Origin of the sequence: Streptomyces sp. NPDC002265, from assembly GCF_040296125.1 — a bacterium.
Taxonomy (GTDB): Bacteria; Actinomycetota; Actinomycetes; order Streptomycetales; family Streptomycetaceae; genus Streptomyces.
On sequence record NZ_JBEOWS010000061.1, the window covers coordinates 1 to 26,382 of the forward strand.

At 73.8% G+C, this 26,382-nt stretch carries 21 protein-coding genes; 18 read left to right on the plus strand and 3 right to left on the minus strand.

Annotation, left to right across the window (positions count from 1 at the left end; genetic code table 11):
• Positions 1 to 284: 284 nt before the first annotated feature.
• From ABT085_RS13955 to ABT085_RS13990, 8 genes are all read left to right on the plus strand, one after another.
• Entirely contained in the window at positions 285 to 1,463 is a 1,179-nt protein-coding gene (locus tag ABT085_RS13955; protein ID WP_351606051.1) for an acyl-CoA dehydrogenase family protein, read from the plus strand.
• 94 nt (positions 1,464 to 1,557) lie between these two features.
• A complete protein-coding gene (locus ABT085_RS13960; RefSeq protein ID WP_351606054.1) occupies positions 1,558 to 2,415 on the plus strand; it encodes an oxygenase MpaB family protein in 858 nt (285 codons plus the stop codon).
• Between the two features lie 56 nt (positions 2,416 to 2,471).
• Positions 2,472 to 4,724 (plus strand): serine/threonine-protein kinase, encoded by a 2,253-nt coding sequence (locus tag ABT085_RS13965; protein WP_351606056.1) that lies wholly within the window; start codon positions 2,472 to 2,474, stop codon positions 4,722 to 4,724.
• Positions 4,725 to 4,776: 52 nt separating this feature from the next.
• The gene (locus ABT085_RS13970) at positions 4,777 to 6,381 is read left to right on the plus strand and encodes a phytoene desaturase family protein (RefSeq protein WP_351606059.1); all 1,605 of its coding nucleotides are present in this window, start codon (positions 4,777 to 4,779) and stop codon (positions 6,379 to 6,381) included.
• A 35-nt stretch (positions 6,382 to 6,416) separates the two neighbouring features.
• Entirely contained in the window at positions 6,417 to 6,998 is a 582-nt protein-coding gene (locus ABT085_RS13975) for a GNAT family N-acetyltransferase (RefSeq protein ID WP_351606062.1), read from the plus strand.
• A gap of 54 nt (positions 6,999 to 7,052) precedes the next feature.
• Positions 7,053 to 8,165 carry an NAD(P)H-dependent flavin oxidoreductase gene (locus ABT085_RS13980; protein WP_351606065.1) on the plus strand — a complete coding sequence of 371 codons (1,113 nt, stop codon included), beginning with the start codon at positions 7,053 to 7,055 and terminating at the stop codon, positions 8,163 to 8,165.
• Positions 8,162 to 9,712, plus strand: a complete 1,551-nt coding sequence (locus ABT085_RS13985) for an acyl-CoA synthetase (protein WP_351606068.1) — start codon at positions 8,162 to 8,164, stop codon at positions 9,710 to 9,712. Before ABT085_RS13980 ends, ABT085_RS13985 begins: the two co-directional genes overlap by 4 nt.
• A gap of 112 nt (positions 9,713 to 9,824) precedes the next feature.
• On the plus strand, positions 9,825 to 11,327 hold the full coding sequence (locus ABT085_RS13990) for an acyl-CoA synthetase (RefSeq protein ID WP_351606071.1): 1,503 nt from the start codon (positions 9,825 to 9,827) through the stop codon (positions 11,325 to 11,327).
• Here ABT085_RS13990 and ABT085_RS13995 read toward each other — a convergent pair.
• Positions 11,311 to 11,862 (minus strand): hypothetical protein, encoded by a 552-nt coding sequence (locus ABT085_RS13995; protein ID WP_351606074.1) that lies wholly within the window; start codon positions 11,860 to 11,862, stop codon positions 11,311 to 11,313. The genes ABT085_RS13990 and ABT085_RS13995 overlap by 17 nt on opposite strands.
• A 206-nt stretch (positions 11,863 to 12,068) precedes the next feature.
• Positions 12,069 to 13,187, minus strand: coding sequence for an FAD-dependent oxidoreductase (locus ABT085_RS14000; RefSeq protein WP_351606076.1), 1,119 nt, complete (start codon positions 13,185 to 13,187; stop codon positions 12,069 to 12,071).
• A 53-nt stretch (positions 13,188 to 13,240) separates the two neighbouring features.
• Between ABT085_RS14000 and ABT085_RS14005 the strand changes: the two genes are divergently transcribed.
• The 3 genes from ABT085_RS14005 (at position 13,241) to ABT085_RS14015 (ending at position 15,238) form a co-directional block, all read left to right on the plus strand.
• On the plus strand, positions 13,241 to 13,933 hold the full coding sequence (locus tag ABT085_RS14005; RefSeq protein ID WP_351606078.1) for a TetR/AcrR family transcriptional regulator: 693 nt from the start codon (positions 13,241 to 13,243) through the stop codon (positions 13,931 to 13,933).
• Positions 13,934 to 13,971: 38 nt separating this feature from the next.
• A complete protein-coding gene (locus ABT085_RS14010; protein ID WP_351606079.1) occupies positions 13,972 to 14,247 on the plus strand; it encodes a nucleotidyltransferase domain-containing protein in 276 nt (91 codons plus the stop codon).
• 115 nt (positions 14,248 to 14,362) lie between these two features.
• On the plus strand, positions 14,363 to 15,238 hold the full coding sequence (locus tag ABT085_RS14015; protein ID WP_351606082.1) for an alpha/beta fold hydrolase: 876 nt from the start codon (positions 14,363 to 14,365) through the stop codon (positions 15,236 to 15,238).
• A 25-nt stretch (positions 15,239 to 15,263) separates the two neighbouring features.
• Here the strand turns inward: ABT085_RS14015 and ABT085_RS14020 are convergent, their stop codons facing one another.
• Positions 15,264 to 16,889: an acyl-CoA synthetase gene (locus tag ABT085_RS14020; protein ID WP_351606088.1), complete on the minus strand. Its 1,626-nt coding sequence runs from the start codon at positions 16,887 to 16,889 to the stop codon at positions 15,264 to 15,266.
• A gap of 175 nt (positions 16,890 to 17,064) precedes the next feature.
• Between ABT085_RS14020 and ABT085_RS14025 the strand changes: the two genes are divergently transcribed.
• From ABT085_RS14025 to ABT085_RS14055, 7 genes are all read left to right on the plus strand, one after another.
• The gene (locus tag ABT085_RS14025) at positions 17,065 to 17,865 is read left to right on the plus strand and encodes a crotonase/enoyl-CoA hydratase family protein (RefSeq protein ID WP_351606092.1); all 801 of its coding nucleotides are present in this window, start codon (positions 17,065 to 17,067) and stop codon (positions 17,863 to 17,865) included.
• 101 nt (positions 17,866 to 17,966) lie between these two features.
• Positions 17,967 to 18,920 carry a Zn-ribbon domain-containing OB-fold protein gene (locus tag ABT085_RS14030; RefSeq protein WP_351606095.1) on the plus strand — a complete coding sequence of 318 codons (954 nt, stop codon included), beginning with the start codon at positions 17,967 to 17,969 and terminating at the stop codon, positions 18,918 to 18,920.
• Entirely contained in the window at positions 18,917 to 19,987 is a 1,071-nt protein-coding gene (locus ABT085_RS14035; RefSeq protein WP_351606097.1) for a thiolase family protein, read from the plus strand. The genes ABT085_RS14030 and ABT085_RS14035 overlap by 4 nt, the downstream gene beginning before the upstream one ends.
• Positions 19,984 to 21,150, plus strand: coding sequence for a thiolase family protein (locus ABT085_RS14040; RefSeq protein WP_351606100.1), 1,167 nt, complete (start codon positions 19,984 to 19,986; stop codon positions 21,148 to 21,150). Before ABT085_RS14035 ends, ABT085_RS14040 begins: the two co-directional genes overlap by 4 nt.
• 119 nt (positions 21,151 to 21,269) lie before the next feature.
• Positions 21,270 to 21,512 carry a DUF397 domain-containing protein gene (locus ABT085_RS14045; RefSeq protein WP_351606108.1) on the plus strand — a complete coding sequence of 81 codons (243 nt, stop codon included), beginning with the start codon at positions 21,270 to 21,272 and terminating at the stop codon, positions 21,510 to 21,512.
• A 129-nt stretch (positions 21,513 to 21,641) separates the two neighbouring features.
• The gene (locus ABT085_RS14050) at positions 21,642 to 22,541 is read left to right on the plus strand and encodes a universal stress protein (protein WP_351606111.1); all 900 of its coding nucleotides are present in this window, start codon (positions 21,642 to 21,644) and stop codon (positions 22,539 to 22,541) included.
• A gap of 826 nt (positions 22,542 to 23,367) precedes the next feature.
• Positions 23,368 to 26,259 (plus strand): ATP-binding protein, encoded by a 2,892-nt coding sequence (locus tag ABT085_RS14055; RefSeq protein WP_351606113.1) that lies wholly within the window; start codon positions 23,368 to 23,370, stop codon positions 26,257 to 26,259.
• Positions 26,260 to 26,382 lie beyond the last annotated feature (123 nt).

The window sequence follows — 26,382 nt, forward strand, 5'->3', positions numbered from 1 at the left end:
CGGACCTTGGCCCGGGCGGGTCCGGGCGGACCGCTGCCCGGGCGGGTCCGCGCGGGTTCGCCGCTCGGGCGGACCGTGCGGGCTCCCATGTCCCGGCGGGACCGTGCGGGCCGCCCTCGCTGGTGCCGGGGCGGGTTCGCGCCGGTCGCCCTTTCCGGTGCCGGTGCCGGTGCCGTTGCCGGACCGGTCGGACGCGACCGGTGGTGTGAGTGCCGTTCCCAATTTCTGGAACACGTTCTACGGTGTGCGCCGTCAGGACCGGCCGAGGGGAACCTGGAGGCGCCGTGCACCTCGATCACACGCCCGATCAGCAGCGGCTGCGCACCGAACTGCGCGCCTACTTCGCCGGGCTGATGCCGGCCGACGCCTCCGCCCGCCATGCCGAGCCCGCCGCCCAGAAGCGGTTCTACCGGGAGACGGTCCGGCGGCTCGGGGCGGACGGCTGGCTCGGGGTGGGCTGGCCGAAGGAGTACGGCGGACGCGGCCTGTCGGCGATGGAGCAGTTCATCTTCTTCGACGAGGCGGCCCAGGCGGGCGTGCCGCTGCCGCTGATGGCCCTCAACACCGTCGGCCCGACCCTGATGCGGTTCGGCACGCAGGAACAGAAGGCGTACTTCCTGCCGCGCATCCTCTCCGGCGAGATCGACTTCGCCATCGGCTACAGCGAGCCCGGCGCGGGCACCGACCTCGCCGCGCTGCGCACCCGCGCGGTACGGGACGGCGACACCTACGTCGTCGACGGGCAGAAGATCTGGACCACCAACGGGGACACGGCCGACTGGGTGTGGCTCGCCACGCGCACCGACCCGGCCGCCCCGCCCCACCAGGGCATCACCATGCTGCTGGTGCCGACCACGGACCCCGGCTACTCCTGCACCCTCATCAACACCCTCGCCGGACACGACACCACGGCCAGCTACTACGAGAACGTCCGCGTCCCCGTCTCGCGCCGCGTCGGCGCCGAGAACCAGGGCTGGCGGCTGATCACCAACCAGCTCAACCACGAGCGGGTGACCCTCGCCGCGCACGGCACCATGGCCATCCGCGCCCTGTACGACGTGCAGCGCTGGGCGCGGGAGACCAAGCTCGCCGACGGCCGGCGGGTGGTCGACCTGCCCTGGGTGCGCCGCCGGCTCGCGCAGGTCCACACCCGGCTCGACGCCCTCAAGCTCATGAACTGGCGAATGGTGAGCGCCGTCGAGGACGGCACCCTGACCCCCCAGGAGGCCTCCGCAGTCAAGGTGTACGGCTCCGAGGCCCGGCGCGACGCCTACGCCTGGCTGCTGGAGATCGTCGGAGCCCCGGGCGCGCTCCAGGAGGGCTCCGCGGGCGCGGTCCTGCGCGGCGAGCTGGAGCGCGGCTACCGCTCGGCGGTGATCTTCACCTTCGGCGGCGGCAACAACGAGATCCAGCGGGAGATCATCGCGTGGATCGGCCTGGGGATGCCCCGGGTGCGCAGGTAGCCGCGGGGCGGGACGGGGCGGCCGGGTCCGGGAGCGGGGGCCGGCGCCCGCAGGCGGGCTGGTGTCCGGCGGCACCGGGGGCGACACTGCGGGCATGGCGTCCCGAAGCACACCCGACCCCGGGCTCTTCGGCCCCGCGTCCGTGACCTGGCAGCTGCACGGCGACCCCATGATGTGGGTCGCCGGCGTCCGCGCCCTCTACCTCCAGGCGCTGCATCCGCGCGCGGTGCGCGGGGTCATGCAGAACTCCGACTTCCGCCAGGACGCCTGGGGCCGGCTGATGCGTACCGCCGACTTCGTCGGCACCACGACGTACGGCACCACCGAGGCCGCCGAGAAGGCCGGCGCCCGGGTCCGGAAGATCCACGCCAGGCTGACGGCGACCGACCCGGGGACCGGCGAACGGTACGGGGTCGACGAGCCCGCGCTGCTGCTGTGGATCCACTGCGCCGAGATCGACTCCTATCTGCACGTCCTGCGCCGCTCCGGCTTCCCGCTCACCGACGCCCAGGCCGACCGCTACATCGGCGAACACCGCGCCGGCGCCCGCCTGGTGGGCCTGGACCCCGACGCCGTACCCGGCGACCGGGCCGAACTGGCCGCCTACTTCGCGCGGGTGCGTCCCGAACTCGCCGCCGGACCCGAGGCGCACACCGTGGACGACTTCCTGCTGCGCCCGCCGACGCACCCCCTCCTCGTCCCGGCGCGCGAGGTGCTGTGGCGGCGCGTGGCGGAGCTGGCCTACGCCTCCCTGCCGCCGTACGCCCACGCGCTGTACGGCAGACCGGCCCCGCGGCCCGCCACCGTCACCCGCCGGTTGCGTGCCACCGGCACCCTCCTGCGCTGTGTTCCCGCACGTCTGCGCTGGCAACTCCCGCCCAAACACGTCCTGCGGGCCATGGCCCGCCTCGGCCCCGGTGCCCGTCCGGCACCGTACAAAGTCGGACGATAGGCCGCCATACTGGACGAGCCAGGGGAGGGCGGGGCGAACGGGGGCGACCGTACGCGATGGCGGAGACCAGGCTGATCCAGGGCCGGTACCGATTGCTCGACATGATCGGGCGCGGCGGCATGGGCGAGGTGTGGCGTGCGCGGGACGAGTCGCTCGACCGGCACGTCGCCGTGAAGTGGCTCAAGCCGCGCGGTCCGGCACACGACGCGAGCTTCACCCGGGTGCTGCGCGAGCGGTTCCGGCGCGAGGCCCGGGTGGCCGCGGGCCTCCAGCACCGCGGGGTGACCGTCGTCCACGACTTCGGCGAGTGGGACGGCGTCCTCTTCCTCGTCATGGAGCTCCTGGACGGCCGCGACCTGGGCCGGCTGCTGGAGGACGACGGGCACCGGCCGCTGCCCGTCGCGGACGTCGTCGAGATCGCCGACCAGGTCGCGGCCGCGCTCGCCTACACCCACCGCCAGGGCATCGTGCACCGCGACCTGAAGCCGGCCAACATCGTCCGGCTGACCGACGGCACCGTGAAGATATGCGACTTCGGCATCGCGCGCCTGGGCCACGACATCGGCTTCACCTCCCGGCTGACCGGAACCGGCATCGCCATGGGCACCCCGCACTACATGTCGCCCGAGCAGATCGGCGGCAGCGAGGTCGACCAGCGCAGCGACCTGTACTCGCTCGGCTGCGTGCTGTACGAGATCGCCACCGGGGCGCCGCCGTTCGACCACGACGACGCCTGGGCGGTCCTCATCGGCCACCGCGACACCCCACCCCGCCCGCCGCGCGAGCACCGCGCCGAACTGCCCGGGTACCTGGAGCGGATCGTCCTCGACCTGCTCGCCAAGGAACCCGGGCAGCGCCCCGATGACGCCCTCGAGGTGGCCCGCCGGATCGCCGCGGGCCGCGCCCCTGCGGTGTACGTGCCGACCGTGGTGACCCCCCGTCCGCAGCCGCAGCCGCAGCCGCGGCCGTACGAGCCGGCCGCCCGCGAACCGCGCCTGCCGTCCTGGACCCGGGGCATGACCACCGGCCACAAGGCGACCGCGGCCGGGCTGCGTCCCGCACTCCCCGACGCCGGGGCCGCGCTCACCGGCGAGTGGATCGCGCGCCCGGTCACCGGCCGGCCCGCGCTGCCGCCCCGGCCCGACGCGCTGCCCGCCGCGGGCCGCGAGACCCTCACCGCCCTCGCCGGGCGGCACAGCACGGGGCTCGGGCTGGGCCGCCTCGGCCGCTGGAGCGAGGCCGGCGAGGTGCACCGCGCGGTCGCCGACGAACGCGAACGCATCCTCGGCCCCGACCACCCCGACACCCTCGCCAGCCGCTACGAACTCGCCTTCACCCTCAGCCGCACCGGCCGCGCCGCCGACGCGCTGCGCGTGTACAAGCAGGTCGCCGCGGCCCGCACCCGGGCGCTGGGCGCCGACCATCCCGACTCGCTCGCCGTGCGCCAGGAGATGGCCTACGTCCTCGGACAGCTGGGCCGTCACTTCGACGCGCACCAGGTCTACCGCGCGGTGCTCGCCGCCCGCGAACAGACCATGGGCCCGGACCACCCCGACACCCTGCGCTGCCGTCACAACCTCGCCTTCAACCTCAGCCGGCTCGGCCGTCCGCAGGACTCGTACCGCATGGCCCACGAGGTCGCCGCCGCCCGCGCCCGGGTGCTCGGCCCCGACCACCCGGACACCCTGGTGACCCGTTACGAGGTCGCCTACGCGCTCGGCCAGCTCGGCCGCTGGCCGGAGGCGCTCCAGCAGTACCGCGAGATCGCCGAGGCCCGCGCCCGCACCCTCGGCCCCGACCACGCCGACACCCTCGCCGCCCGCCACGAGATCGGCATCAGCCTCGGCCGGCTGGGCCGCAGCGCGGAGGCGCTCGTCCTCTACCGCGACCTCGCCGGGGACCGCACCCGGGTGCACGGCCCCGCGCACGCCGAGACCCTGCGTGCCCGTCACGGCCTGGGCGTCAACCTGGGCCGCCTCGGCCGCTGGGAGGAGGCCCTCGCCGAGGCCCGGGACGTGTGCGCGATCCGTGAGCGCGCGCTGGGCCCGGACCACCCCGACACCCTGGTCAGCCGGCGCGAGGTCGCCGTGAGTCTGGGCTGGCTCGGCCGCTGGCCGGACGCGCTGGCCGAGTACCGGCAGGTGGCGTCGGCCCGCGAGCGCGTCCTCGGCGCGGACCACGCCGACACTCTCGCCAGCCGCAACGACGAGGCCCACTGCCTGGAGCAGCTCGGACGCTCCGCGGAGGCGGTCGAGCTGTACCGGAGGGTGGCGGTCCTGCGTCAGCAACAGGCGGCGCAGGGCCGCTGACCCCGGCGTCCGCCCTCTGGCCGACCCGGATCACCTCGTGTTACCTGGGATCATGGCTGCTCTCGAGGGACAACACGGCGGACGACACAACGGACAACACGGCGGACGGCGCGGTTACGACGCGGTGATCGTCGGCGGAGGACACAACGGCCTGGTCGCCGCGGCCTATCTGGCCCGGGCCGGCCGGTCCGTACTGGTGCTGGAGCGACTGGAGCGCACCGGCGGCGCGGCCGTCTCCACCCGCCCGTTCACCGGCGTCGACGCCCGGCTCTCGCGCTACTCCTACCTGGTCAGCCTGTTGCCGAAGAAGATCGTGCGCGATCTGGGCCTGGACTTCCGGGTGCGCGGGCGGACCATCTCCTCGTACACCCCCGTCGAACGCGACGGACGGCCCACCGGGCTGCTCGTCGGCGGCGGCGAACGGCGCAACCGCGACGCCTTCGCCCGGCTGACCGGCGGCCCGCGCGAGTACGAGGCCTGGCAGCGCTTCTACGCCATGACGGGCCGCGTCGCCGAGCGGGTCTTCCCGACCCTGACCGGCCCGCTGCCCACCCGCGAGGAACTGCGCCGCCGGGTCGACGACGAGGACGCCTGGCGGATGCTGTTCGAGGAACCCATCGGGGTCGCCGTCGAGAAGCACTTCGCCGACGACCTGGTCCGCGGGGTCGTCCTGACCGACGCGCTCATCGGCACCTTCGCCGACGCCCACGACCCCTCGCTGAAGCAGAACCGCTGCTTCCTCTACCACGTGATCGGCGGCGGCACCGGAGCCTGGGACGTACCCGTCGGCGGCATGGGCGCCCTGACCGACGCGCTGGCCGCGGCCGCCCGCCAGGCCGGTGCCGTCCTCGCGACCGGGCACGAGGCGCTGCGGATCGCCACGGACGGGCGGACGGCCGAGGTCACCTACCGCACGGCGGACGGCGAGGGGGTCGCCGAGGCCCGGCACGTCCTGGTCAACGCCTCCCCGCAGGCTCTCGCGGCGCTGACCGGCGACACCCCGCCGGACCCCGCCGAGGGTGCACAGCTGAAGGTGAACATGCTGCTCAAGCGGCTGCCGAGGCTGCGGGACAGGTCCGTCGACCCGCGCGAGGCGTTCGCCGGCACCTTCCACATTGCCGAGGGCTACGAGCAACTGGCCACCGCGCACGCCCAGGCCGCCGCGGGCGAACTGCCCACCGCCCCGCCCTCCGAGATCTACTGCCACTCCCTCACCGACCCGACGATCCTCGGTCCGGACCTGGTCCGGCAGGGCTACCAGACCCTCACCCTGTTCGGCCTGCACACCCCGGCCCGCCTGTTCGAACAGGACAACGACGCCGTACGCGCGGAGCTGCTGCGGTCGACCCTGGCCCAGCTCGACGCGCACCTCGACGAGCCGCTCGCCGACTGTCTCGCCGTCGACGCCGACGGACGCCCGTGCCTGGAGGCGAAGACCCCGCTGGACCTGGAGCGCGACCTGCGGCTGCCCGGGGGCAACATCTTCCACCGCGACCTGTCCTGGCCGTACGCCGACGAGGGCACCGGCCGCTGGGGCGTGGCGACCCGGCACGCCAACGTGCTGCTCTGCGGGGCCGGCGCGGTGCGCGGCGGCGGGGTGAGCGGGGTGCCCGGGCACAACGCGGCGATGGCCGTGCTGGAGGAGGGGGCCGATTGACCGGCTCCTGACACCCCGTCATCCAGGGTCGGCGGATGGACATGACAGCCGTACGACTCGAAGCGGCCGGCACCGCGACCGCCCCCGCGCTCCTGCTGCGCCCCTGGACCCCGGCCGACGTGCCCGCCCTGGTCGAGACGTACCGGGACGCCGTGCTGCGCCGCTGGACCAGTGGCGCGGTGCACGACGAGGAGAGCGCGGCGGCCTGGGTACGGGCGCAGCGACGGGGCTGGGCGGCGGGGGAGCGCTTCGCCTTCGCCGTCCTGGAGGCCCCGCAGGACGGCGAAGGCGGGCGGCCGGCGGGTCACGTCGTCCTCAAGAGGCCCGTCGCCGCGGCGCCCACGGCCGAGGTCGGTTACTGGACCGCGGCGCACGCCCGCGGCCGGGGCGTGGCACCGCGGGCCCTGGGCGCGCTGGCCGGCTGGGCCTTCACCGCCTTCGCCGCCGACGGTCCGACCCGGCTGGAACTCGTCCACCAGGAGGACAACACCGCGTCCTGCCGCGTCGCGCAGAAGGCCGGGTTCGCCTTCACAGCCCTGTTGCCCGCGGCCCCGCCCGCCCACCCCCGCGACGGCCATCTGCACACCGCCGTCCGCGGGGCCCCGCAGGAAATCTGACGGAGCATCAGAAAAGGTCTTCCGTCGGCAGGACGGCTGCGGCATCCTGCGCCCATGCAGACGGAGCTGAGCAGGAAACTGGGAGTCGAGCACGCCGTCTTCGGCTTCACGCCGTTCCCCGCCGTCGCCGCGGCCATCAGCAGGGCCGGCGGCTTCGGGGTGCTCGGCGCGGTCCGGTACACCGCCCCGGACGACCTCAAGCGCGACCTCGACTGGATCGAGGCGCACATCGGCGGACGGCCCTACGGCCTGGACGTCGTCATGCCCGCGAAGAAGGTCGAGGGCGTGAGCGAGGCCGACGTCGAGGCGATGATCCCCGAGGGGCACCGCCGGTTCGTCGCGGACACCCTCGCCAAGTACGGCGTGCCCGAGCTGGCCCCGGGCGAGCCGTCCGGCTGGCGGATCACCGGCTGGATGGAACAGGTCGCCCGCACCCAGCTCGACGTCGCCTTCGACTACCCGATCCGGCTGCTCGCCAACGCCCTGGGCTCACCGCCCGCCGACGTCGTGGCCCGCGCCCACGACCGGGACGTGCTCGTCGCCGCGCTCGCCGGCAGCGCCCGGCACGCCCGCAAGCACCAGGAGGCCGGCATCGACATCGTCGTCGCGCAGGGGTACGAGGCCGGCGGCCACACCGGGGAGATCGCCACCATGGTGCTCACCCCCGAGGTCGTCGAGGCCGTCGCCCCGCTGCCCGTGCTGGCCGCCGGCGGCATCGGCAGCGGCGAGCAGGCCGCCGCCGCGTTCGCGCTCGGCGCACAGGGGGTGTGGCTGGGATCCCTGTGGCTCACCACCACCGAGGCCGACCTCACCTCGCCCGCCCTGACCCGCAAACTGCTGGCCGCGGGCTCCGGCGACACCGTCCGCTCCCGCGCCCTGACCGGGAAACCGGCCCGCCAGCTGCGTACCGAATGGACCGACGCCTGGGAGGCCCCGGACGGGCCCGGCACCCTCCCCATGCCCCTGCAGGGGCTGCTCGTCGCCGAGGCCGTCTCCCGTATCCAGAAGTACGAGATCGACCCGCTGCTCGGCACGCCCGTCGGCCAGATCGTCGGCCGCATGAACAGCGAACGCGCAGTCCAGGACGTCTTCGACGACCTCACCCGCGGCTTCGAACGGGCCGTGGACCGGGTCAGCCGCATCGCCGGAAGGAGCGGCCGGTCGTGAGCACACCTCCCGTAGGATTCTGGGCCCAGGCCACCGCCGACCCCGACCGTACCGTCCTCGTCGCCCCCGACGGCGAACAGTGGACCGCCGGGCGCCTGCACGCCGCCGCCAACCGGCTCGTGCACGGTCTGCGCGCGGCCGGACTCGAACGTGGCGACTCCTTCGCGGTCGTCCTGCCCAATTCCGCCGAGTTCTTCGCGGCCTACCTGGCCGCCTCCCAGGCCGGGTTCTACCTCGTCCCGGTCAACCACCACTTCGTCGCACCCGAGATCGCCTGGATCGTCGCCGACTCCGGCGCCAAGGTCCTCATCACCCACGAACGGTTCGCCGGGCCCGTCCGGCAGGCCGCCGACGAGGCCGGGCTGCCGGCCGAGGGCCGGTACGCCGTCGGCACGGTCGAGGGCTTCCGCCCGTACGCCGAACTCCTCGACGGACAGCCGGAGTCGGCGCCCGCGGACCGTACCCTCGGCTGGGTCATGAACTACACCTCGGGCACCACGGGACGCCCCCGCGGGATCCGGCGCCCGCTGCCCGGCAAGCTCCCCGAGGAGTCCTACCTCGGCGGTTTCCTCGGCATCTTCGGTATCCGGCCGTACGACGACAACGTCCACCTCGTCTGCTCCCCGCTCTACCACACGGCCGTCCTGCAGTTCGCGGGCGCCTCGCTGCACATCGGCCACCGGCTGGTGCTGATGGACAAGTGGACGCCCGAGGAGATGCTCCGCCTCATCGACACCCACCGGTGCACCCACACCCACATGGTGCCGACCCAGTTCCACCGGCTGCTCGCCCTGCCCGAGCAGGTCAGAAGGTCGTACGACGTCACCGCCATGCGGCACGCCATCCACGGCGCCGCGCCCTGCCCCGACCACGTCAAGCGCGCGATGATCGACTGGTGGGGGCACGCGGTGGAGGAGTACTACGCGGCCAGCGAGGGCGGCGGCGCCTTCGCCACCGCCGAGGACTGGCTGAAGAAGCCCGGGACGGTCGGCAAGGCCTGGCCGATCAGCGAACTCGCGGTCTTCGACGACGACGGCAACCGGCTGCCTCCCGGCGAACTCGGCACCGTCTACCTGAAGATGAACACCGGCGGCTTCGCGTACCACAAGGACGAGGCCAAGACGCGCAAGAACCGCATCGGCGACTTCTTCACCGTCGGCGACCTCGGCTACCTCGACGAGGACGGCTATCTCTTCCTCCGCGACCGCAAGATCGACATGATCATCTCGGGCGGGGTCAACATCTACCCGGCCGAGATCGAGTCCGCCCTTCTCGCGCACCCCGCCGTCGCCGACGCCGCCGCCTTCGGCATCCCGCACGACGACTGGGGCGAGGAGGTCAAGGCCGTCGTCGAACCGGCCCCGGGCCACGAGGCCGGCCCGGACCTCGCCGCCGCGCTCCTCGGCCACTGCGCCGGGCGGCTCGCCGGCTACAAGTGCCCGAAGAGCGTCGACTTCGTCGCCGAGATGCCGCGCGACCCCAACGGCAAGCTCTACAAGCGGCGGCTGCGCGACCCGTACTGGGAGGGGCACGCGAAGAAGATGTGACGCGCGGCGGGTCCCGGGACGCGTGGCCGGGACCCCGCCCGGACCGGGTGCTTGACCCCGCCCGGGCCGGGCGCTTGACCTCGCACTTCCGCGGGACCGAGGATCAGGTCCCATGACGCCTGGACACGGGAGCACGGTTGACGGGGTGGTGCGGCGCAGCGCCCGCCGCACCCCGGCGCGCGTCGCGGTGGACTACCGCGACCGCACCTGGACCTACGAGGAACTCGACACGGCCGTCTCCCGCGCGGCGAGCGTGCTGCTCGACCAGGGCCTCGCCCCGGGCGACCGGGTCGGCGCCTACGGCCACAACTCCGACGCCTACCTGATCGCCTTCCTCGCCTGCGCCCGCGCGGGCCTGGTGCACGTACCGGTCAACCAGAACCTGACCGGCGACGATCTCGCCTACATCGTCGGCCAGTCGGGCAGCGCGCTGGTCCTCACGGACCCCGACCTGGCCGACCGCCTGCCCGCGGACGTGCGCACGCTGGCGCTGCGCGACACCGACGACTCCCTGCTGGCCCGGCTGGCCACGGCGGCGCCGTACGACGGCCCCGAGCCGCGCGGCGAGGACCTGGTGCAGCTGCTCTACACCTCGGGGACGACGGCCCTGCCCAAGGGCGCGATGATGACCCACCGGGCGCTGGTCCACGAGTACTTGAGCGCGATCACCGCCCTCGACCTGAGCGCGGGCGACCGCCCAGTGCACTCCCTGCCGCTCTACCACTCGGCGCAGATGCACGTGTTCCTGCTGCCCTACCTGGCGGTCGGCGCGACGAACGTCATCCTCGACGCACCCGACGGCGACGCGCTGTTCGACCTGATCGAGGCGGGCCGCGTGGACAGTCTGTTCGCGCCGCCGACGGTGTGGATCGGACTGGCGGGCCGCCCCGACTTCGCCACCCGCGACCTCGGCGGACTGCGCAAGGCCTACTACGGGGCATCCATCATGCCCGTCCCCGTCCTGGAGCGGCTGCGCGAGCGGCTGCCGAAGCTCGGCTTCTACAACTGCTTCGGCCAGAGCGAGATCGGCCCCCTGGCCACCGTCCTCGCCCCGGACGAGCACAAGGGCCGGATGGACTCCTGCGGCCGTACGGTCCTCTTCGTGGACGCCCGGGTCGTCGACGAGGACGGCAAGGACGTGCCCGACGGCACGCCCGGCGAGATCGTCTACTGCTCCCCGCAGCTGTGCGAGGGATACTGGGACAAGCCCGAGGAGACCGCCGAGGCCTTCCGCGACGGCTGGTTCCACTCCGGCGACCTCGCGGTGCGCGACGCCCACGGCTTCTTCACGGTCGTCGACCGGGTCAAGGACGTCATCAACTCCGGTGGCGTCCTGGTCGCCTCACGCCAGGTCGAGGACGCCCTCTACACCCACGACGCCGTCGCCGAGGTCGCCGTCGTCGGCCTGCCCGACGAACGCTGGATCGAGGCGGTCACCGCGATCGTGGTGCCGCGCGGCGAGGCCACCGAGGCCGAACTCATCGCCCACGCCCGCGAGCAGCTCACCCCCTTCAAGGCCCCGAAGCGAGTGCTGTTCGTCGAGACCCTGCCGCGCAACGCCAGCGGAAAGATCCTCAAGCGCGAGCTGCGGGACCGGTTCAGCGACCGGCCCTGAGCCGCGGGGCGGCCGGCCGGGGACCGCGCTCCCGAGTCGAGGTGTCGGGGTCCACGCCCCGCTCCCGCAGCCGCGCGCGGACCCGCTCCCACCGGTCGGCGGGCAACTGCCAGCCGATCACCGATCCGGTGTCACTCGCGGAGAAGGAGACTCCTGATCCCCTCGGGCCCCAGATCTCCGCGGAGATGGTGTGCGGCACGAGGGTGATGAACCACGCGCGCTGCCGCTCGTCCGCAAGGTCCAGGACGACGGCGGTCTCCCCTTCCCGAGCCCCCGTCGCAACGGTGACGGCGGTGAGGGCGGCCCGGGCGTCCGAAGGCCAGGGGAGGTCGGAAATGAGGTCGATGTCCGTCGAAGCCGCGTCGGGTGCCACCTCCCGGATCACCTCTTCCACCACTGCCCGCGCTGTCCCGGGGCCGGTGCCCTCGGTGAGGAAGAGGTCGAGCGGGCGCGGCTCGCGGTCACCGCGGCTTCGGCTTCGGAAAGGCCGCGCGAACTCGCGGAGTACGGAGGTGAGTGGGCGTTCGGCAGTCATCGGGCTCGGCATCGCTTCCGTCGAGGTTCTGCGCGGATCGTCTCATCGGTTGCGGCCGCAGGCCGCGCGATTTGTTCGCCTGGGGCTCACGCTTGGGCCGCGACGCGGACGGTGCTTCCGCCCCGGTGGGCGACAGGCCGAGCGCGGAGCCCGGACACGGAGCTGCCCTGCCTCCGGGGAGTACCGCGACCCCTCGCGCGGTCCGGTCAGGATGGCTGGACCTGGTCGAAGAGGGCGAGGGCTTCGGCGGGGTCCTGGCTCACGAGGCGTTCCAGACCGGCGGTCGTCATCTCCGCCCACCTGCCGGCCCGTGCCCACATCCGTTCCTCGAAGGCGCGGACGGCCGTGTCCAGATCTCCAGGACCGGTGGTGATGGCCTCGGCGAGTTCGGCGCCCTCCAGCATCGCGAGGTTCGCGCCCGCCCCCAAGGGAGGCATCAGGTGGGCGGCGTCGCCCAGGAGCGTCACCCCGGGGACGTGGGTCCAGGTGTGGGACACGGGCAGGACGTGGATGGGGCGGTGGACGAAGGCGGCGCCGCGGCGGAGGAGGTCCAGCACGGGCGCGGCCCAGCCTTCGAACAGGGCCAGCAGGCCGGCTCGCACGGCCTCGTCGTCGGCCGGGTCCAGGTTCGTGCACCAGTCCAGCGGAGCGCGGAACTTGGCGTACACCTTGACGTGGCCGCCGCTGTTGCGCTGGGCGACGAGGGAGCGGTTCACGCCGTACACCGCCACGGAACCGTCGCCGATCAATCGGGCGAGGCCGGGGTGGCGGGTGTCGACGTCGTCCAGGGAGGTCTCGACCGAGGTGACGCCGGTGTAGTGCGGCGTCACCGGCGAGACCGCCGGGCGGATCCGGGACCAGGCGCCGTCCGCGCCGACCACGAGGTCGAACGTCTCCTGTCGCCCGTCCGCGAAATGGACAAGTGCGCCGTCCCGGGTCCCCGGCACCACCTGCGTCACGCCCTGCCCCCACCGGACGTCGAGAGGGCCGAGCAGCAGGTCACGCAGTTGCCCGCGGTCGATCTCGGGATTGGCCCGGTCATCCGGACGGGGGCGCCAGTCGCGCAGGACGGTTCCGTCCGTGTCCAGGATGCGCATGGCCTGCCCCTCGGGACGGGACAGCGCCTCGAACTCGGCCAGCAGTCCCGCCTTGTCCAGTGCGAGCTGGCCCAGCCCTTTGTGCAGGTCCAGCGTGCCTCCCGGGGGGCGGGCATCGGGGGCGGGATCGCGTTCGAGGATGGTGACGGGGTAGTCGTGGCGGTGCAGGACCCGGGCGAAGGCAAGGCCGCCAGGGCCGCCTCCGACTACGGCGATACGATGTCTCATGTCGATACACCGTATTGCTCCAATGCACTGCATCGCAACAGTACGATGTGCCCATGACTGTGTGGGACCGGCCGGAGCCGCCGACTCGCCCCGTGCCGCTCGACCGGGAGCGGATCGTGGCCGCCGCCGTCGCGCTGGCCGACGAGGGCGGCCTGGAGGCGGTGTCGTTGCGCAAGGTCGCTGCCCGGCTGAACGCCGGTCCGATGCGGCTGTACGGCTACATCGCCACCAAGGAGGAGCTGTTCGACCTCCTGGTGGACGAGGTCCAGGCCGAGATCCTCCCCGAGGAGCCGCCGGGTGACTGGCGGGAGGCGCTGCGCGTCCTCGCCCACCGCACCAGGCAGGCCGCTCTCCGTCACGAATGGCTGGCCGACCTGCTCGGCCGCCGCCCGGCTCTGGGCCCGAACGGCCTCGCCGTGGCCGAGGCCGCACTCGCCGCCCTCGACGGCCTCGCCGACATCGACACCAAGATGCGAGCCGTTGAGACTGTCAGCGCCTACTACATCGGCGCGATCAGGCGCGAGATCACGAACCTGCGGGCCGAGCGCGCCACGGGCCTGTCGAAGCACGACTTCCAGCGCGCCTCCGGGCCGCATCTGACGAGAATGCTGGCCACGGGCCGCTTCCCGGCACTGGCCAAAGCGGTATACGACGGCACGGACGTGGACGCCGAGACATCCTTCGCGACCGGCCTGGACTGGGTCCTCGATGCCGTGGCCACCAAACTCACCCTGCCGCCCGCGTGAGGCTCGGTACTTGCGGTATGCGGCCGCAGACTCTCCCCATGACGGATCAGAACACCGGGCAACTCATCGAAAGCTTCGTCGGGGCGCTCCGGCCACTCGTGCCGCTGGTCTCGGTGCGGGCCCACGGGGCACTCGCCGGCGGCGATCACCGGCCGGGCCGCAGCGACCTCGACCTGATCGCGGTTGTGGACCGGCCCTGTACGGAAGCGGAGAGACAGCAACTCGGCGAGGTGCACCGGAACCTCGCCCGTGCCATCCCCTCGCGTCGGAGCTGCATTGCGGCTGTCCCGTGGTCACCCGCCGGGCAGAACTGACACTCGCCTTCCTCGGATCCGCGATCGGGCAGGTCGTCGGCGCGTCGGGTCCACCCGGGGCACGGGCCGGGAACTCCGTTGCGCCCGGCCGCCGGGCAGGGCGAGGATCCCGGCCATGCCGACCTTCGCCGCGCCCGACGGGACCGAACTCGCCTACCACGTGAAGGGCGAGGGCGAGGGCGAGCCGCTCGTCGTACTGCCGGGCGGGCCGATGCGGGCGTCCGTGTATCTCGGCGACCTCGGCGGGCTGGCCGCGCACCGTCGCCTGGTCCTGCTCGATCTGCGCGGCACCGGGGACTCCGCGGTGCCGGCGGACCCTGCCACCTACCGCTGCGACCGGCTCGTGGACGACGTGGAGGCGCTCCGGGTCCATCTGGGACTGGAGCGGATGGACGTGCTGGCCCACTCGGCGGCCGGCAGCCTGGCGATGCTGTACGCGGGCCGGTACCCCCAGCGGGTGGCACGGCTCGTGCTCGTCACCGCCACACCGTGGGCACTGGGGCGACCGGCGACTGTCGAGCACCGTCTGGCCGCGGCCCGGCTGCGCACGGACGAACCGTGGTTCGCGCGGGCGTACCCGGTGTTCGAGGCATGGCTCGGGGGCGACGAGGAGGCCGACGAGGACCTGACGGCCTTCGCCGGATTCTTCTACGGACGCTGGGACGACACCGCCCGTGCGCACGCGGCCGCGCTGGACGATCAGGTGAACGACGCCGCCGGGGACGTCTACTTCTCCGACGGAGCCTTCGACCCGGTCGCCACCCGGCGGGCGCTCGGCCGGGTCGCCGCGCCCGTGCTGGTTCTCGCCGGCGAGGTCGACGGCGGTCCCCGCCCCGAGCTCGCCCGAGTGGCCGCCGAGGCCTTCGTGGACGCCGAGTTCGCCGTACAGCCGGGCGCCGGACACTATCCCTGGCTCGACAACCCGGAGTGGTTCACGGGCCGGGTCACGGCGTTCCTCGACGGCCGTCGGACCGCCGGGCCGTCGGCGTGACGGTGAGGCCGGTGACGAGGGGGCCTCACCGGTCCTCGGCCACCGCCACCTCGCGTGCCCAGCGGTAGTCCGCCTTGCCGCTCGGGGAGCGGCGGACGGTGTCGGTGATCACCAGCTGGCGCGGGATCTTGTATCCGGCGAGGTGGGCGCGGCAGTGGGTCTGGATGTCCTCCAGGGACGGCCGCCGCGCGCCCGCGCGCAGCTGCACCACGGCCGCCACATGGCTGCCCCAGCGCACGTCCGGCACCCCGGCCACCAGGGCGTCGTACACGTCGGGGTGGGACTTCAGCGCCTGCTCGACCTCCTCTGGGTACACCTTCTCGCCGCCGGTGTTGATGCACTGAGAGCCGCGGCCGAGCACGGTGACCACGCCCTCCTCGTCGACGGTGGCCATGTCGCCCAGCAGCACCCACCGTTCGCCGTCCTTCTCGAAGAAGGTCTCGGCGGTTTTCCGCGGGTCGTTGTAGTAGCCGAGCGGGACGTGCCCGCACTGCGCGACCCGGCCGGTCCCACCGGCGGCGATCGGCTCGTACGTCGCCGGATCCACGACCTGCGTACGGGAGTTGACGCGGATGCGGAAGCCGCGCTCGGGTCCCGAGTCCGCTGTCGCCGTACCGTTGAAGCCGGACTCGGAGGAGCCGAAGTTGTTCAGCAGCATGGCGTTCGGGACCAGTTCGGTGAACTGCCTGCGCACGGTGTCCGACATGATCGCGCCCGACGAGGAGACGCTGAACAGCGCCGAGCAGTCGGTGCCCTTCATGGGCCCGGCGAGCGCGTCGATGAGCGGGCGCAGCATCGCGTCGCCGACCAGCGACACGCTGGTGACCCGTTCCCGCTCGATGGTCCGCAGCACCTCCTCGGGCACGAACTTGCGGTGCAGCACGATGCGTTGGCCGAAGTTGAAGCCGATGAACGCGGTCAGGGTGGAGGTGCCGTGCATGAGCGGCGGGGTGGGGAAGAACGTGATGCCCGCGCCGCCCGCGGCGACGCGCTCCGCGAGCTCGTGCGGTGCGCGCACCGGCTCGCCGGTCGGCGCCCCGCCGCCGAGCCCGGCGAAGAACAGGTCCTCCTGGCGCCACATCACGCCCTTGGGCAGGCCCGTGGTGCCGCCGGTGTAGATGATGAACTGGTCGTCGCCCGACCGGGCCGGGAACCCGCGGCCGGGGTCGCCCGCGGCCTCCGCCTCGCCGAACGGCACGGCCGCCGGGTCCATCCCGGGCGTCGCGTCCGCCGGCGCCCCGACCCGCAGCAGATGCCGCAGCTTCGGCGCCCGGGGCAGCGCCGCCGCCACCCGGTCGGTGAACTCCGCGTCGAAGACCAGCGCTACCAGGTCGGCGTCCCGGTAGAGGTAGGTCAGTTCCTCCTCCACGTACCTGTAGTTGACGTTCACCGGCACGATCCGTGCCTTGAGGCACCCGAGGACCGTCTGGAGGTACTCGACGCCGTTGTAGAGGTGCAGCCCGAGGTGTTCGCCGGGGCGGATCCCGGCGCCGACGAGGTGGTGGGCGACCCGGTTGGCCGCGGCGTCCAGCTCCGCATAGGTCAGCCGGCGTTCCGTGCCCGTGCCGGGGTGGTCGATGTAGACCAGTGCCTCGCGGTCCGGCACCACGTCGACGACCGACTCGAACAGGTCGGCAAGGTTGTACTCCACCGTTCCTCCTGACCCCGGGGGTGCCTGGCATCCGACGGTTCGCCGGTCATCAGAGCAAAGGGCGGGGCAACAGGGAAGGGTTCGCGCCAAGAAATCTGACTACCTGTCAGAAAACCCTTGAAGTGCCTCCTCCGCTCCTGCAACCTGTTCTCGTTCTCGAGAGGGGAGATGGGCGATGGGTGGGACGGAACACCTCACCGTGCGGCGCGAGGGCGCCACACTCGTGCTCACGCTCAACCGGCCGGACGCCAGGAACGCGCTCTCGCTGGGGATGCTCGTCGGCCTGTACGACGGCTGGGTCGAGGCCGACGAGGACGACACCGTCCGCTCGGTCGTCCTCACCGGTGCGGGCGGCTCCTTCTGCGCCGGGATGGACCTCAAGGCCCTGGCCGGGCAGGGGATGGACGGCGAGCGCCACCGCGACCGGCTCACCGCCGACCCCGACCTGCACTGGAAGGCGATGCTCCGCCACCACCGCCCGCGCAAGCCGGTGATCGCGGCCGTCGAGGGGTACTGCGTCGCGGGCGGCACGGAGATCCTCCAGGGCACCGACATCCGGGTGGCCGGCGAGTCCGCGACCTTCGGGCTCTTCGAGGTCAGGCGGGGCCTGTTCCCGATCGGCGGCTCCACGGTCCGGCTGCAACGGCAGATCCCGCGCACCCACGCCCTGGAGATGCTGCTCACCGGCCGCCCCTACACCGCCCGGGAGGCGGCCGGGATCGGCCTGATCGGACACGTCGTCCCCGACGGCACCGCCCTGGCGAAGGCCCTGGAGATCGCCGAACTGGTCAACTCCTGCGGCCCGCTCGCCGTGGAGGCGGTCAAGGCCTCGGTGTACGAGACCGCCGAGATGACCGAGAGCGACGGGCTCGCGGCCGAACTCAAGCGCGGCTGGCCGGTGTTCGACACCGCCGACGCCCGGGAGGGCGCCCGTGCCTTCGCGGAGAAACGGCCGCCCGTCTACAAGCGCGCCTGACGCGCGCGTCCGCCCTCCGCGACCTGCCCGCCTGACCCGCGCAGCCGACCCGCGCCGCGTCCGACCCACGCGTCCGACCCCGCCGAGGAGAGAGAGCCGCCATGCCCGAAGTCCTCAAAGCCCCGCTCGCCGTCGAGTTCCCCTTCACCCGCTCCCTCGGTCCGGTGCAGAGCGCCTTTTTGACCGGCCTGCGCGAACGCGTGGTCCTCGGGGTGCGCACGGCCGACGGCCGCGTCCTCGTGCCGCCCGTCGAGTACGACCCCGTCACCGCCGACGAGCTGCGCGACCTCGTCGAGGTCGGCGCCACCGGCACGGTCACCACCTGGGCCTGGAACCACGAACCCCGCCGCGGCCAGCCCCTCGCCACGCCCTTCGCCTGGGTCCTGGTCCGCCCGGACGGCGCCGACACCGCCCTGCTGCACGCCCTGGACGCCCCCGGCCCGGACGCCGTGCGCACCGGCATGAGGGTCCGGGTCCGCTGGGCCGCCGAACGCACCGGCGCCATCACCGACATCGCCTGCTTCGAGCCGTACGACGGACCCGCCGAGGAGGCGGGCACGCAACCTGAGCCGCACAGCGGGGAGTTCGAGGACGCCGTCACCGGAATCGTCGCCCCGGCCCGACTCGACTACACCTACACGCCCGGCCGCGCCCAGGCCGCCTACCTCGACGCGCTCGGCGGGCGGCGGACCGTCGGCGAGCGCTGCCCGTCCTGCCGGAAGGTGTACGTCCCGCCCCGGGGCGCCTGCCCCACCTGCGGCGTCGCCACCGATGAGCGGGTCGAGGTGGGCCCGCGCGGCACCGTCACCACCTTCTGCATCGTCAACATCAAGGCCAAGAACCTCGACATCGAAGTCCCCTACGTCTACGCCCACATCGCCCTCGACGGCGCCGACCTCGCGCTGCACGGCCGGGTCGGCGGCATCCCCTACGACCAGGTGCGCATGGGCCTGCGGGTCGAACCGGTGTGGACGCCCGACGCCCGCTTCCCCGACCACTACCGGCCCACCGGCGAACCCGACGCGGACTACGACACCTACAAGGAGCTGCTGTGACGCGCGCACAAGCCCCCGGGGGCCGCGAGATCGCCGTCGTCGCCTTCGCCCAGACCGACCACCGGCGCACCACCGACGAGCTCTCCGAGGTGGAGATGCTCATGCCCGTCCTGCACGAGGTACTGGACCGGACCGGCCTGAAGACCGCCGACATCGACTTCACCTGCTCCGGCTCCTGCGACTACCTGGCCGGCCGCGCCTTCTCCTTCACCCTCGCCCTCGACGGCGTCGGCGCCTGGCCCCCGATCTCCGAGTCGCACGTCGAGACGGACGGCGCGTGGGCCCTCTACGAGGCATGGACCAAACTGCTCACCGGGGACGCCGACACCGCCCTGGTCTACTCGTACGGCAAGTCCTCGCCCGGCTCGCTGCGCGATGTGCTGACCCGGCAGCTCGACCCGTACTACGTCGCGCCGCTGTGGCCGGACTCCGTGGCCCTGGCCGCGCTCCAGGCGCAGGCCCTCATCGACGCCGGCGACACCGACGAGTCCGCGCTCGCCGCCGTCGCCGCCCGCAGCAGGACCGCCGCCGGCGCCAACCCGCACGCCCAGCTGCGCGGCCCGGTGCCGCACGGCGGGCACACCGTACGTCCGCTGCGCACCGGGGACTGCCCGCCCGTCGGGGACGGCGCCGCCGCGGTGATCCTCGCCGCGGGGGAGCGGGCCCGGCAGCTGTGCGCGCGGCCCGCCTGGATCCGCGGCATCGACCACCGCATCGAGGCGCACGGCCTGGGCGTGCGCGACCTGACCGACTCGCCCTCCGCCCGGCTCGCCGCCGAACACGCCGGGGCCTTCGAAGCCCCCGTCGACACCGCGGAGTTGCACGCCCCGTTCACCTCGCAGGAGGTGGTGCTGCGCAAGGCGCTGCGGCTCGACGACCGGGTACGCGTCAACCCCTCCGGCGGGGCGCTCGCCGCCAACCCGATGATGGCCGCCGGACTGATCCGCATCGGCGAGGCAGCCGCCGCCGTCCACCGGGGGGAGTCCGACCGGGCGCTCGCCCACGCCACCTCCGGCCCCTGTCTGCAACAGAACCTGGTCGCCGTACTCGAAGGGGATCCGCGATGAGCAAGGAGCCCGTGGCCGTCGTCGGGATCGGCCAGACCAAGCACGTGGCGGCCCGCCGGGACGTGTCGATCGCCGGACTGGTCCGCGAGGCCGCCCTGCGCGCGCTCGCCGACGCGGAGCTGACCTGGGCCGACATCGACGCCGTCGTCATCGGCAAGGCGCCCGACTTCTTCGAGGGCGTGATGATGCCCGAGCTGTACCTCGCCGACGCGCTCGGCGCGGTCGGCAAGCCGATGCTGCGGGTGCACACGGCCGGCTCCGTCGGCGGGTCCACCGCACTGGTCGCCGCGAACCTCGTCGCGGCCCGGGTGCACACCACCGTACTGACACTGGCCTTCGAGAAGCAGTCCGAGTCGAACGCCATGTGGGGCCTGTCCCTGCCGATCCCGTTCCAGCAGCCCCTGCTGGCCGGGGCGGGCGGGTTCTTCGCACCGCACGTACGGGCCTACATGCGCCGCAGCGGAGCCCCCGACACGGTCGGCTCGCTGGTCGCCTACAAGGACCGGCGCAACGCGCTGAAGAACCCGTACGCCCATCTGCACGAGCACGACATCACGCTGGAGAAGGTCCAGGCCTCGCCGATGCTGTGGGACCCCGTCCGCTACTCGGAGACCTGCCCGTCCTCCGACGGCGCCTGCGCGATGGTCCTCACCGACCGGGCCGGCGCGGCCCGCGCACCCCGGCCGCCCGCCTGGATGCTCGGCGGCGCCATGCGCAGCGAGCCCACCCTCTTCGCCGGCAAGGACTTCGTCTCCCCCCGGGCCGGCCGGGACTGCGCCGCCGACGTGTACCGGCAGGCCGGCATCGCCGACCCGCGCCGCGACATCGACGCCGTCGAGATGTACGTACCGTTCTCCTGGTACGAGCCCATGTGGCTGGAGAACCTCGGCTTCGCCGAGGAGGGCGGCGGCTGGAAGCTCACCGAGGCGGGCGTGACCGAACTGGACGGCGACCTTCCGGTGAACATGTCGGGCGGGGTGCTGTCCGCCAACCCCATCGGCGCCTCCGGCATGATCCGCTTCGCCGAGGCGGCCCTCCAGGTACGCGGCCAGGCCGGGGAACACCAGGTCGACCGGGCCCGCAGAGTGCTCGGGCACGCCTACGGGGGCGGATCCCAGTTCTTCTCCATGTGGCTGGTGGGGGCGCAACCCCCGGACGCCTGAGAAGGGGCCCGCGGGCACCGGGGGACAGGTGCCCCGAAGGTCCCTCTCACGTGGCCTGTCGGCCGTGGGAACCGGTCGCTAGGCTGGCCCGCGGACGACGAATCGGGAGGAGCACGGACGTGGCCGAGAGCACCATCCAGATGCAGCCGCTCGCGGGCTGGGACAAGCCGGAGCTGGACCTCAGCAACGCCGAGTGGCAGTCCAGCAGCCGAGGCCGAGGGGATGTTCAGATCGCTTTTGTCGAGGGATTCATCGCCATGCGCAACAGCGGCCGCCCGGAGAGCCCTTCCCTGATCTTCACACCGGCGGAGTGGGGCGCGTTCGTCTCCGGCGCGCGGGAAGGGGAGTTCGACCTCACCTGAACCGCGGGCCGATCCGGGCGTGTCGCACCCGTTTTTCCGGACACGCGACCTGGTACGCCGTCCTGGGGCCGATGCCTGAGCCAGGCTGACCCCAGGAACGGGAAGGTCGTATTCCGGAGGTGAGGAACCATGAGCGCCCTGCCGGTCATCGCGGCGGTCGACGGCTCGGACGACAGCATGCGCGCCCTGGAGTGGGCCCTCGACACGGCCCGCAGGCGAGCGGCACTGCTGAAGGTGGTCCATGTGCGGGAGTTCGCCGCCTGGGTGCCGGCCGCCGTCCCGGTGGCCGCCCCGCCCACGGCGGAGGACCCCGTTCTGAGCCAGGTCCGGGAGCTCCTGGCTGGGCGCGCCGACCTGCCGGAGACGGAGTACGTCGCCGTCGACGGCGCCACCGGCGCCACACTGCCCGAACTGGGCTCGGCCGCCCAGCTCCTGGTGCTCGGCTCCCGGGGCCGCGGCGGCTTCGCCAGCCTGCTGCTCGGCTCCAACGGGCTGGCCGCCGCCCGGGACGCGGCCTGCCCGGTCGTCGTGGTGCCCCGGCCCGACCGCCAGGTCGACGACGCGCCGCCCGCCGCACCCGGGCCCCGCGTGGTCGTCGGCCTGAACGTGGACGCCCCCGACGACGCCACCCTCGCCTTCGCCTTCGCCGAGGCGGCGCTGCGCTCGGCCCGGCTCCAGCTGGTCGCCGCCTACACATGGCCGATCCAGATCTGGGGGACGCCCGGCGAGATCCTCCCGCCGGTGGTCGAACAGGGGGCCGTGGAGAGCGAGACGCGCACCCTCGCGGAGGGCTTCCTCGCCCCGCACCGCGAACGGCATCCCGATGTCGCGGCCGAGACGTACGTGCCGCCCGGCGACGCGGCGGGGCACCTCGTCGCGGCCTCCAAGGACGCCGAACTCCTGGTCGTGGGCCGCCACCGCCGCCGTCTCCTCAAGCCCGGCCACCTGCTGGGCTCCGTCACCCACGCCGTCCTGCTGCACGCGGCGTGCCCCATCGCGGTGGTGCCGCCCGCGCCCGCGGAGGAGTGACGCGGACCGCCCCCGAGGGTCCGGCGAACGGGACCGGTGAACGGGTCCGGTGAACGGGTCCGGTGAACGGGTCCGGCGAACGGGTCCGGCGAACGGGACCGGCCCGGAGACCCGTCCGGAGACCGGCCTTGCGGTGGGTCTTGCGGCCGGTCCCGTTCGGCCCGTGCCGCACACGTCCGTTCGGCCTTGCCCCGTACGGGTGTCGGGCTGACGTTCGCCCTGCCCCGTACGGGTGCCGTCCCGGCGTCCGGCCCCGCGCTGTACGGGTGCCGGTCCGGGGTCCTGGCCCGCGCCGTACGAGTGCCGGTCGGACGCCCGGCCCCGCGCTGTACGGGTGCCGGTCCGGGGTCCTGGCCCGCGCCGTACGAGTGCCGGTGGAATGCGCGGGCCCGCGCCGCACGAGTGCCGGTCCGGGGTCCTGGCCCGCGCCGTACGAGTGCCGGTGGAATGCCCGGCCCCGCGCCGCACGAGTGCCGGTCCGGTGTCGTGTCCGGGCCTGCCGCGTGCGGAGGCCGGGCCGGCCGTCGGCCCCGCTCGGGGCATCGCCCGACCTCGCCCGTACGCTGCCCGCGGCCTGCCCCGGCACTCTCCCCGACGGCCGTCGCGCCGGGTCCGCCACGGGCTCGGGCCGAGGGCTCGGACGAGGCGGCCGGGCCGCCCCCGTACACCGCCCCGCGCGACACCGGAAGGACGCCGCGAAGACTTCCACGGGTAAAGCTCAAGGGCGGGTCGTACCCGCCCCGCAAGGCGTACGCTGAGCTGCCTGTAGGTCACGGTGTGCGCCCGCTCCCCGCGCGGGTGGATCATCGTGACAGGGGGTGCAACCATGGGGCAGTACTTCGCACGCGGCAGCAGGACGATCTACGAGCGCGAGAGCGAACTCGCCGCCGTCGACCAGGCGTTGGGCGAGCTGACCGGTCTGCGCGCGGACGGTGCCGAACCGTCCGACCGGCCGCGCGGCGCGCTGCTCGCCTTCGCCGGGCACGCGGGCATCGGCAAGACCACCCTCCTCGCCGAGGTCCGCCGCCGGGCCGTCGCCCGCGGCTGCACCGTGCTCTCCGCCCGGGGCGGGGACCAGGAACAGCGCGTCGCCTTCCACGTCGCCCGGCAACTGCTCCAACCGCAGTTCGCGGGCACGTCGGAGACCGAACTGCGCTCCTCGCTGGGCAGTTGGTACGACATCGTCGGACCCGCGCTCGGCATCTGCGCCCCCACCGAAGGCGCCCCGCCCGACCTCCAGGGCCTGCGCGACGGACTCGACTGGGTGCTCACCCATCTCGCCGTCCAGCGCGCCCCGATGGTCCTCCTGCTCGACGACGCGCACTGGGCCGACCCCGAATCCCTGGGCTGGCTGGCCGCGTTCGCCCCGCGCGCCGAGGAACTCCCGCTGCTGGTCGTCGTCGCCTACCGGCCCGACGAACTCCCCGAGCATGCAGAGTCGTTCCGCCGCCTGCCCGGACGGGCGGGCGGACGCCCGCTCGACCTGGAGCCGCTGAGCGCCGCCGCCGTCGCGGGCCTGGTCCGCGAGGCGGTAGGCGGCCACGCCGACGACGCGTTCTGCCACGAGTGCTGGGCCGTCACCGCTGGGAACCCGTTCGAGACCGTCGAGCTGACCGCCAAGGTGCGCGACCGTGGGCTCAACCCGACCGAGGACGGCGCCCATCTGCTGCGCGACCTCGCGGCCGCCGCCAAGGGCAGCGGCCTGATCTCCCGCATCGAACGGCTCGGCAGCTCCACCGTCCGCTTCGCCTGGGCGTGCGCCGTGCTCGGCACCGAGATCCCCCTGGACCTCGCCGCCGCCGTCGCCGGGCTCGGCCACGAGGAGGCCGCCGACGCCGCCGACGCCCTGCGCGAGGCGCGCGTCCTGACCGGCGAGAGCACCCTGGAGTTCGTCCACCCCCTCATCGCCACCTCCGTCTACCGCAACATCTCCGCCGGTTTCCGGGTCGCCCTGCACGGCCAGGCCGCCTGGTGCGTCGTCGACGCCGGGCTCGGCCCCGCGGCCGCCGCCCGCCACCTCCTGGAGACCCACCCCGAAGGCGACCCCTGGGTCGTCCAGCAGCTGCGCGCCGCCGCCGGCGAGACCCTCAGGGCCGGCGCCCCCGACGCCGCCCGCAGCTACCTGGCCCGCGCCCTGCGCGAACCCCCTGCCGCCGGCGACCGGGCCGCCATCCTGTACGAGCTGGGCTGCGCCTCCCTGCTCACCGAACCGGCGACCACCGTCAACCACCTGCGCGCCGCCCTCGAAGAGCCCATCGCCGACCCCGAACTGCGCCACCACATCGTCTACCGCCTCTCCCAGGTCCTCGCCCACAGCGACCGGCTCGCCGAGGCCTGCGACACCCTGGCCGGCGCGATCCGCGTCACCGACGACGCCCGGGTCAGACTGCGCATGGCCTCCGAGGAGTTCATGTGGAACGCCTTCCGCGCCGACGAACCCGACCACCCCGCCCGCTCCCGCCGTCTCGCCCGGCTCGCCGACCGGCTCAAGGGCCGTGACCTCACCGAGCGGTACATCATCGGCCTGCGCACCTGGGACGCCATCCAGCGCGGCGAGCCCGCCCAGGTCGCCTTCCACCACGCCGAGCGCGCCCTCGCCGGCGGCCTCGGCTGGGCCGAACCCGACCGCGGCTTCGAGGTGCCCGTCCTGGTCGCCCTCGCCTACATGTACGCCGACCGTCCGGGCCGCACCGAGGAGCTCTTCGCCGCGGGCATCGCCGATTTCGAACGACAGGGCTGGCGCGGCGCCCATCTCTCCTTCGCCTACACGATCCTCGGCTACGTACGCCACCGGCGCGGCCGGCTCGCCGAGGCCGAGGACTTCGTCCGTGCCGGGCTGCGGCTGGCCGAACGCGTCGGTCCCGGTACCCCCGCCCACTGGTACGCGGTCGGCACCCTCATCGAGGTGCTGATCGCCCGCGGCCGGGTCGCCGAGGCCACGCAGGTCGCCGACCTCCACTGCTTCTCCGCGCCCTTCCCGGCGGCCGTCGTCTTCCCCGACGCCCAGACCGTGTACGGCGAGCTGCTGCTCGCCCGCGGGCTGACCGAGGAGGCGGCGGCCGAGCTGTCCGCCGCGGGCCGCCGCCTCGACCCGCGCGGCATCCGCAACCCGGCCTGGTGCCCCTGGCAGCTGCATCTCGCCCGCGCCGTGGCCCACGACGACCCCGAACGCGCCGTGGCCATCGCGTACGAAGCGCTCGCCCGCGCCCGCCAGTTCGGCGCCCCCTCCACGATCGGCCAGGCACTGCGTGCCGCCGCCGAGGTCTCCTCGGGCTCCGTCCGCATCAAGTACCTGGAGGAGTCGGTCTCCCACCTGGAGCGCTCCCCGGCCGCCTACGAGCTCGCCTGCGCACTGGTCTCCCTGGGCACCGAACTGCACCGCGCCGGCCGCGCCGAGGAGGCCGCCGACCACCTCTACCGGGGCCTGGAGACCGCGGCGCAGTGCGGCGCCGACGGACTCGTCCGGACCGCCCGCGACGGACTGGCCGCCGCCGGGCTGCGCCCGCGCCGACTGCACACCGACGAGACCGACACGCTCACCGCGCGTGAACGCACCGCGGCCGGGCTGGCGGCCCGGGGCCGCAGCGACACCGAGATCGCCGCCGAACTGGACACCGACGAGCCGACCGTCGTACGTCTGCTCTCGGCGGTCTGCCGCAAGATCGGCACGGACCGTACGGGACTGCCGACGGCCCTGGCCGACCACCTTCCGGACTGACCCCGGCCGGCACCCGAACGGATCACGGCGGCCGGAGATCCGCGGGCCCCGCCGACCGCGGGGCCGGCCGACCCCGTCGGCGCGGCCGCCGCGGCCTGCGCCGCGCCCCGCGCACCCCAGCGG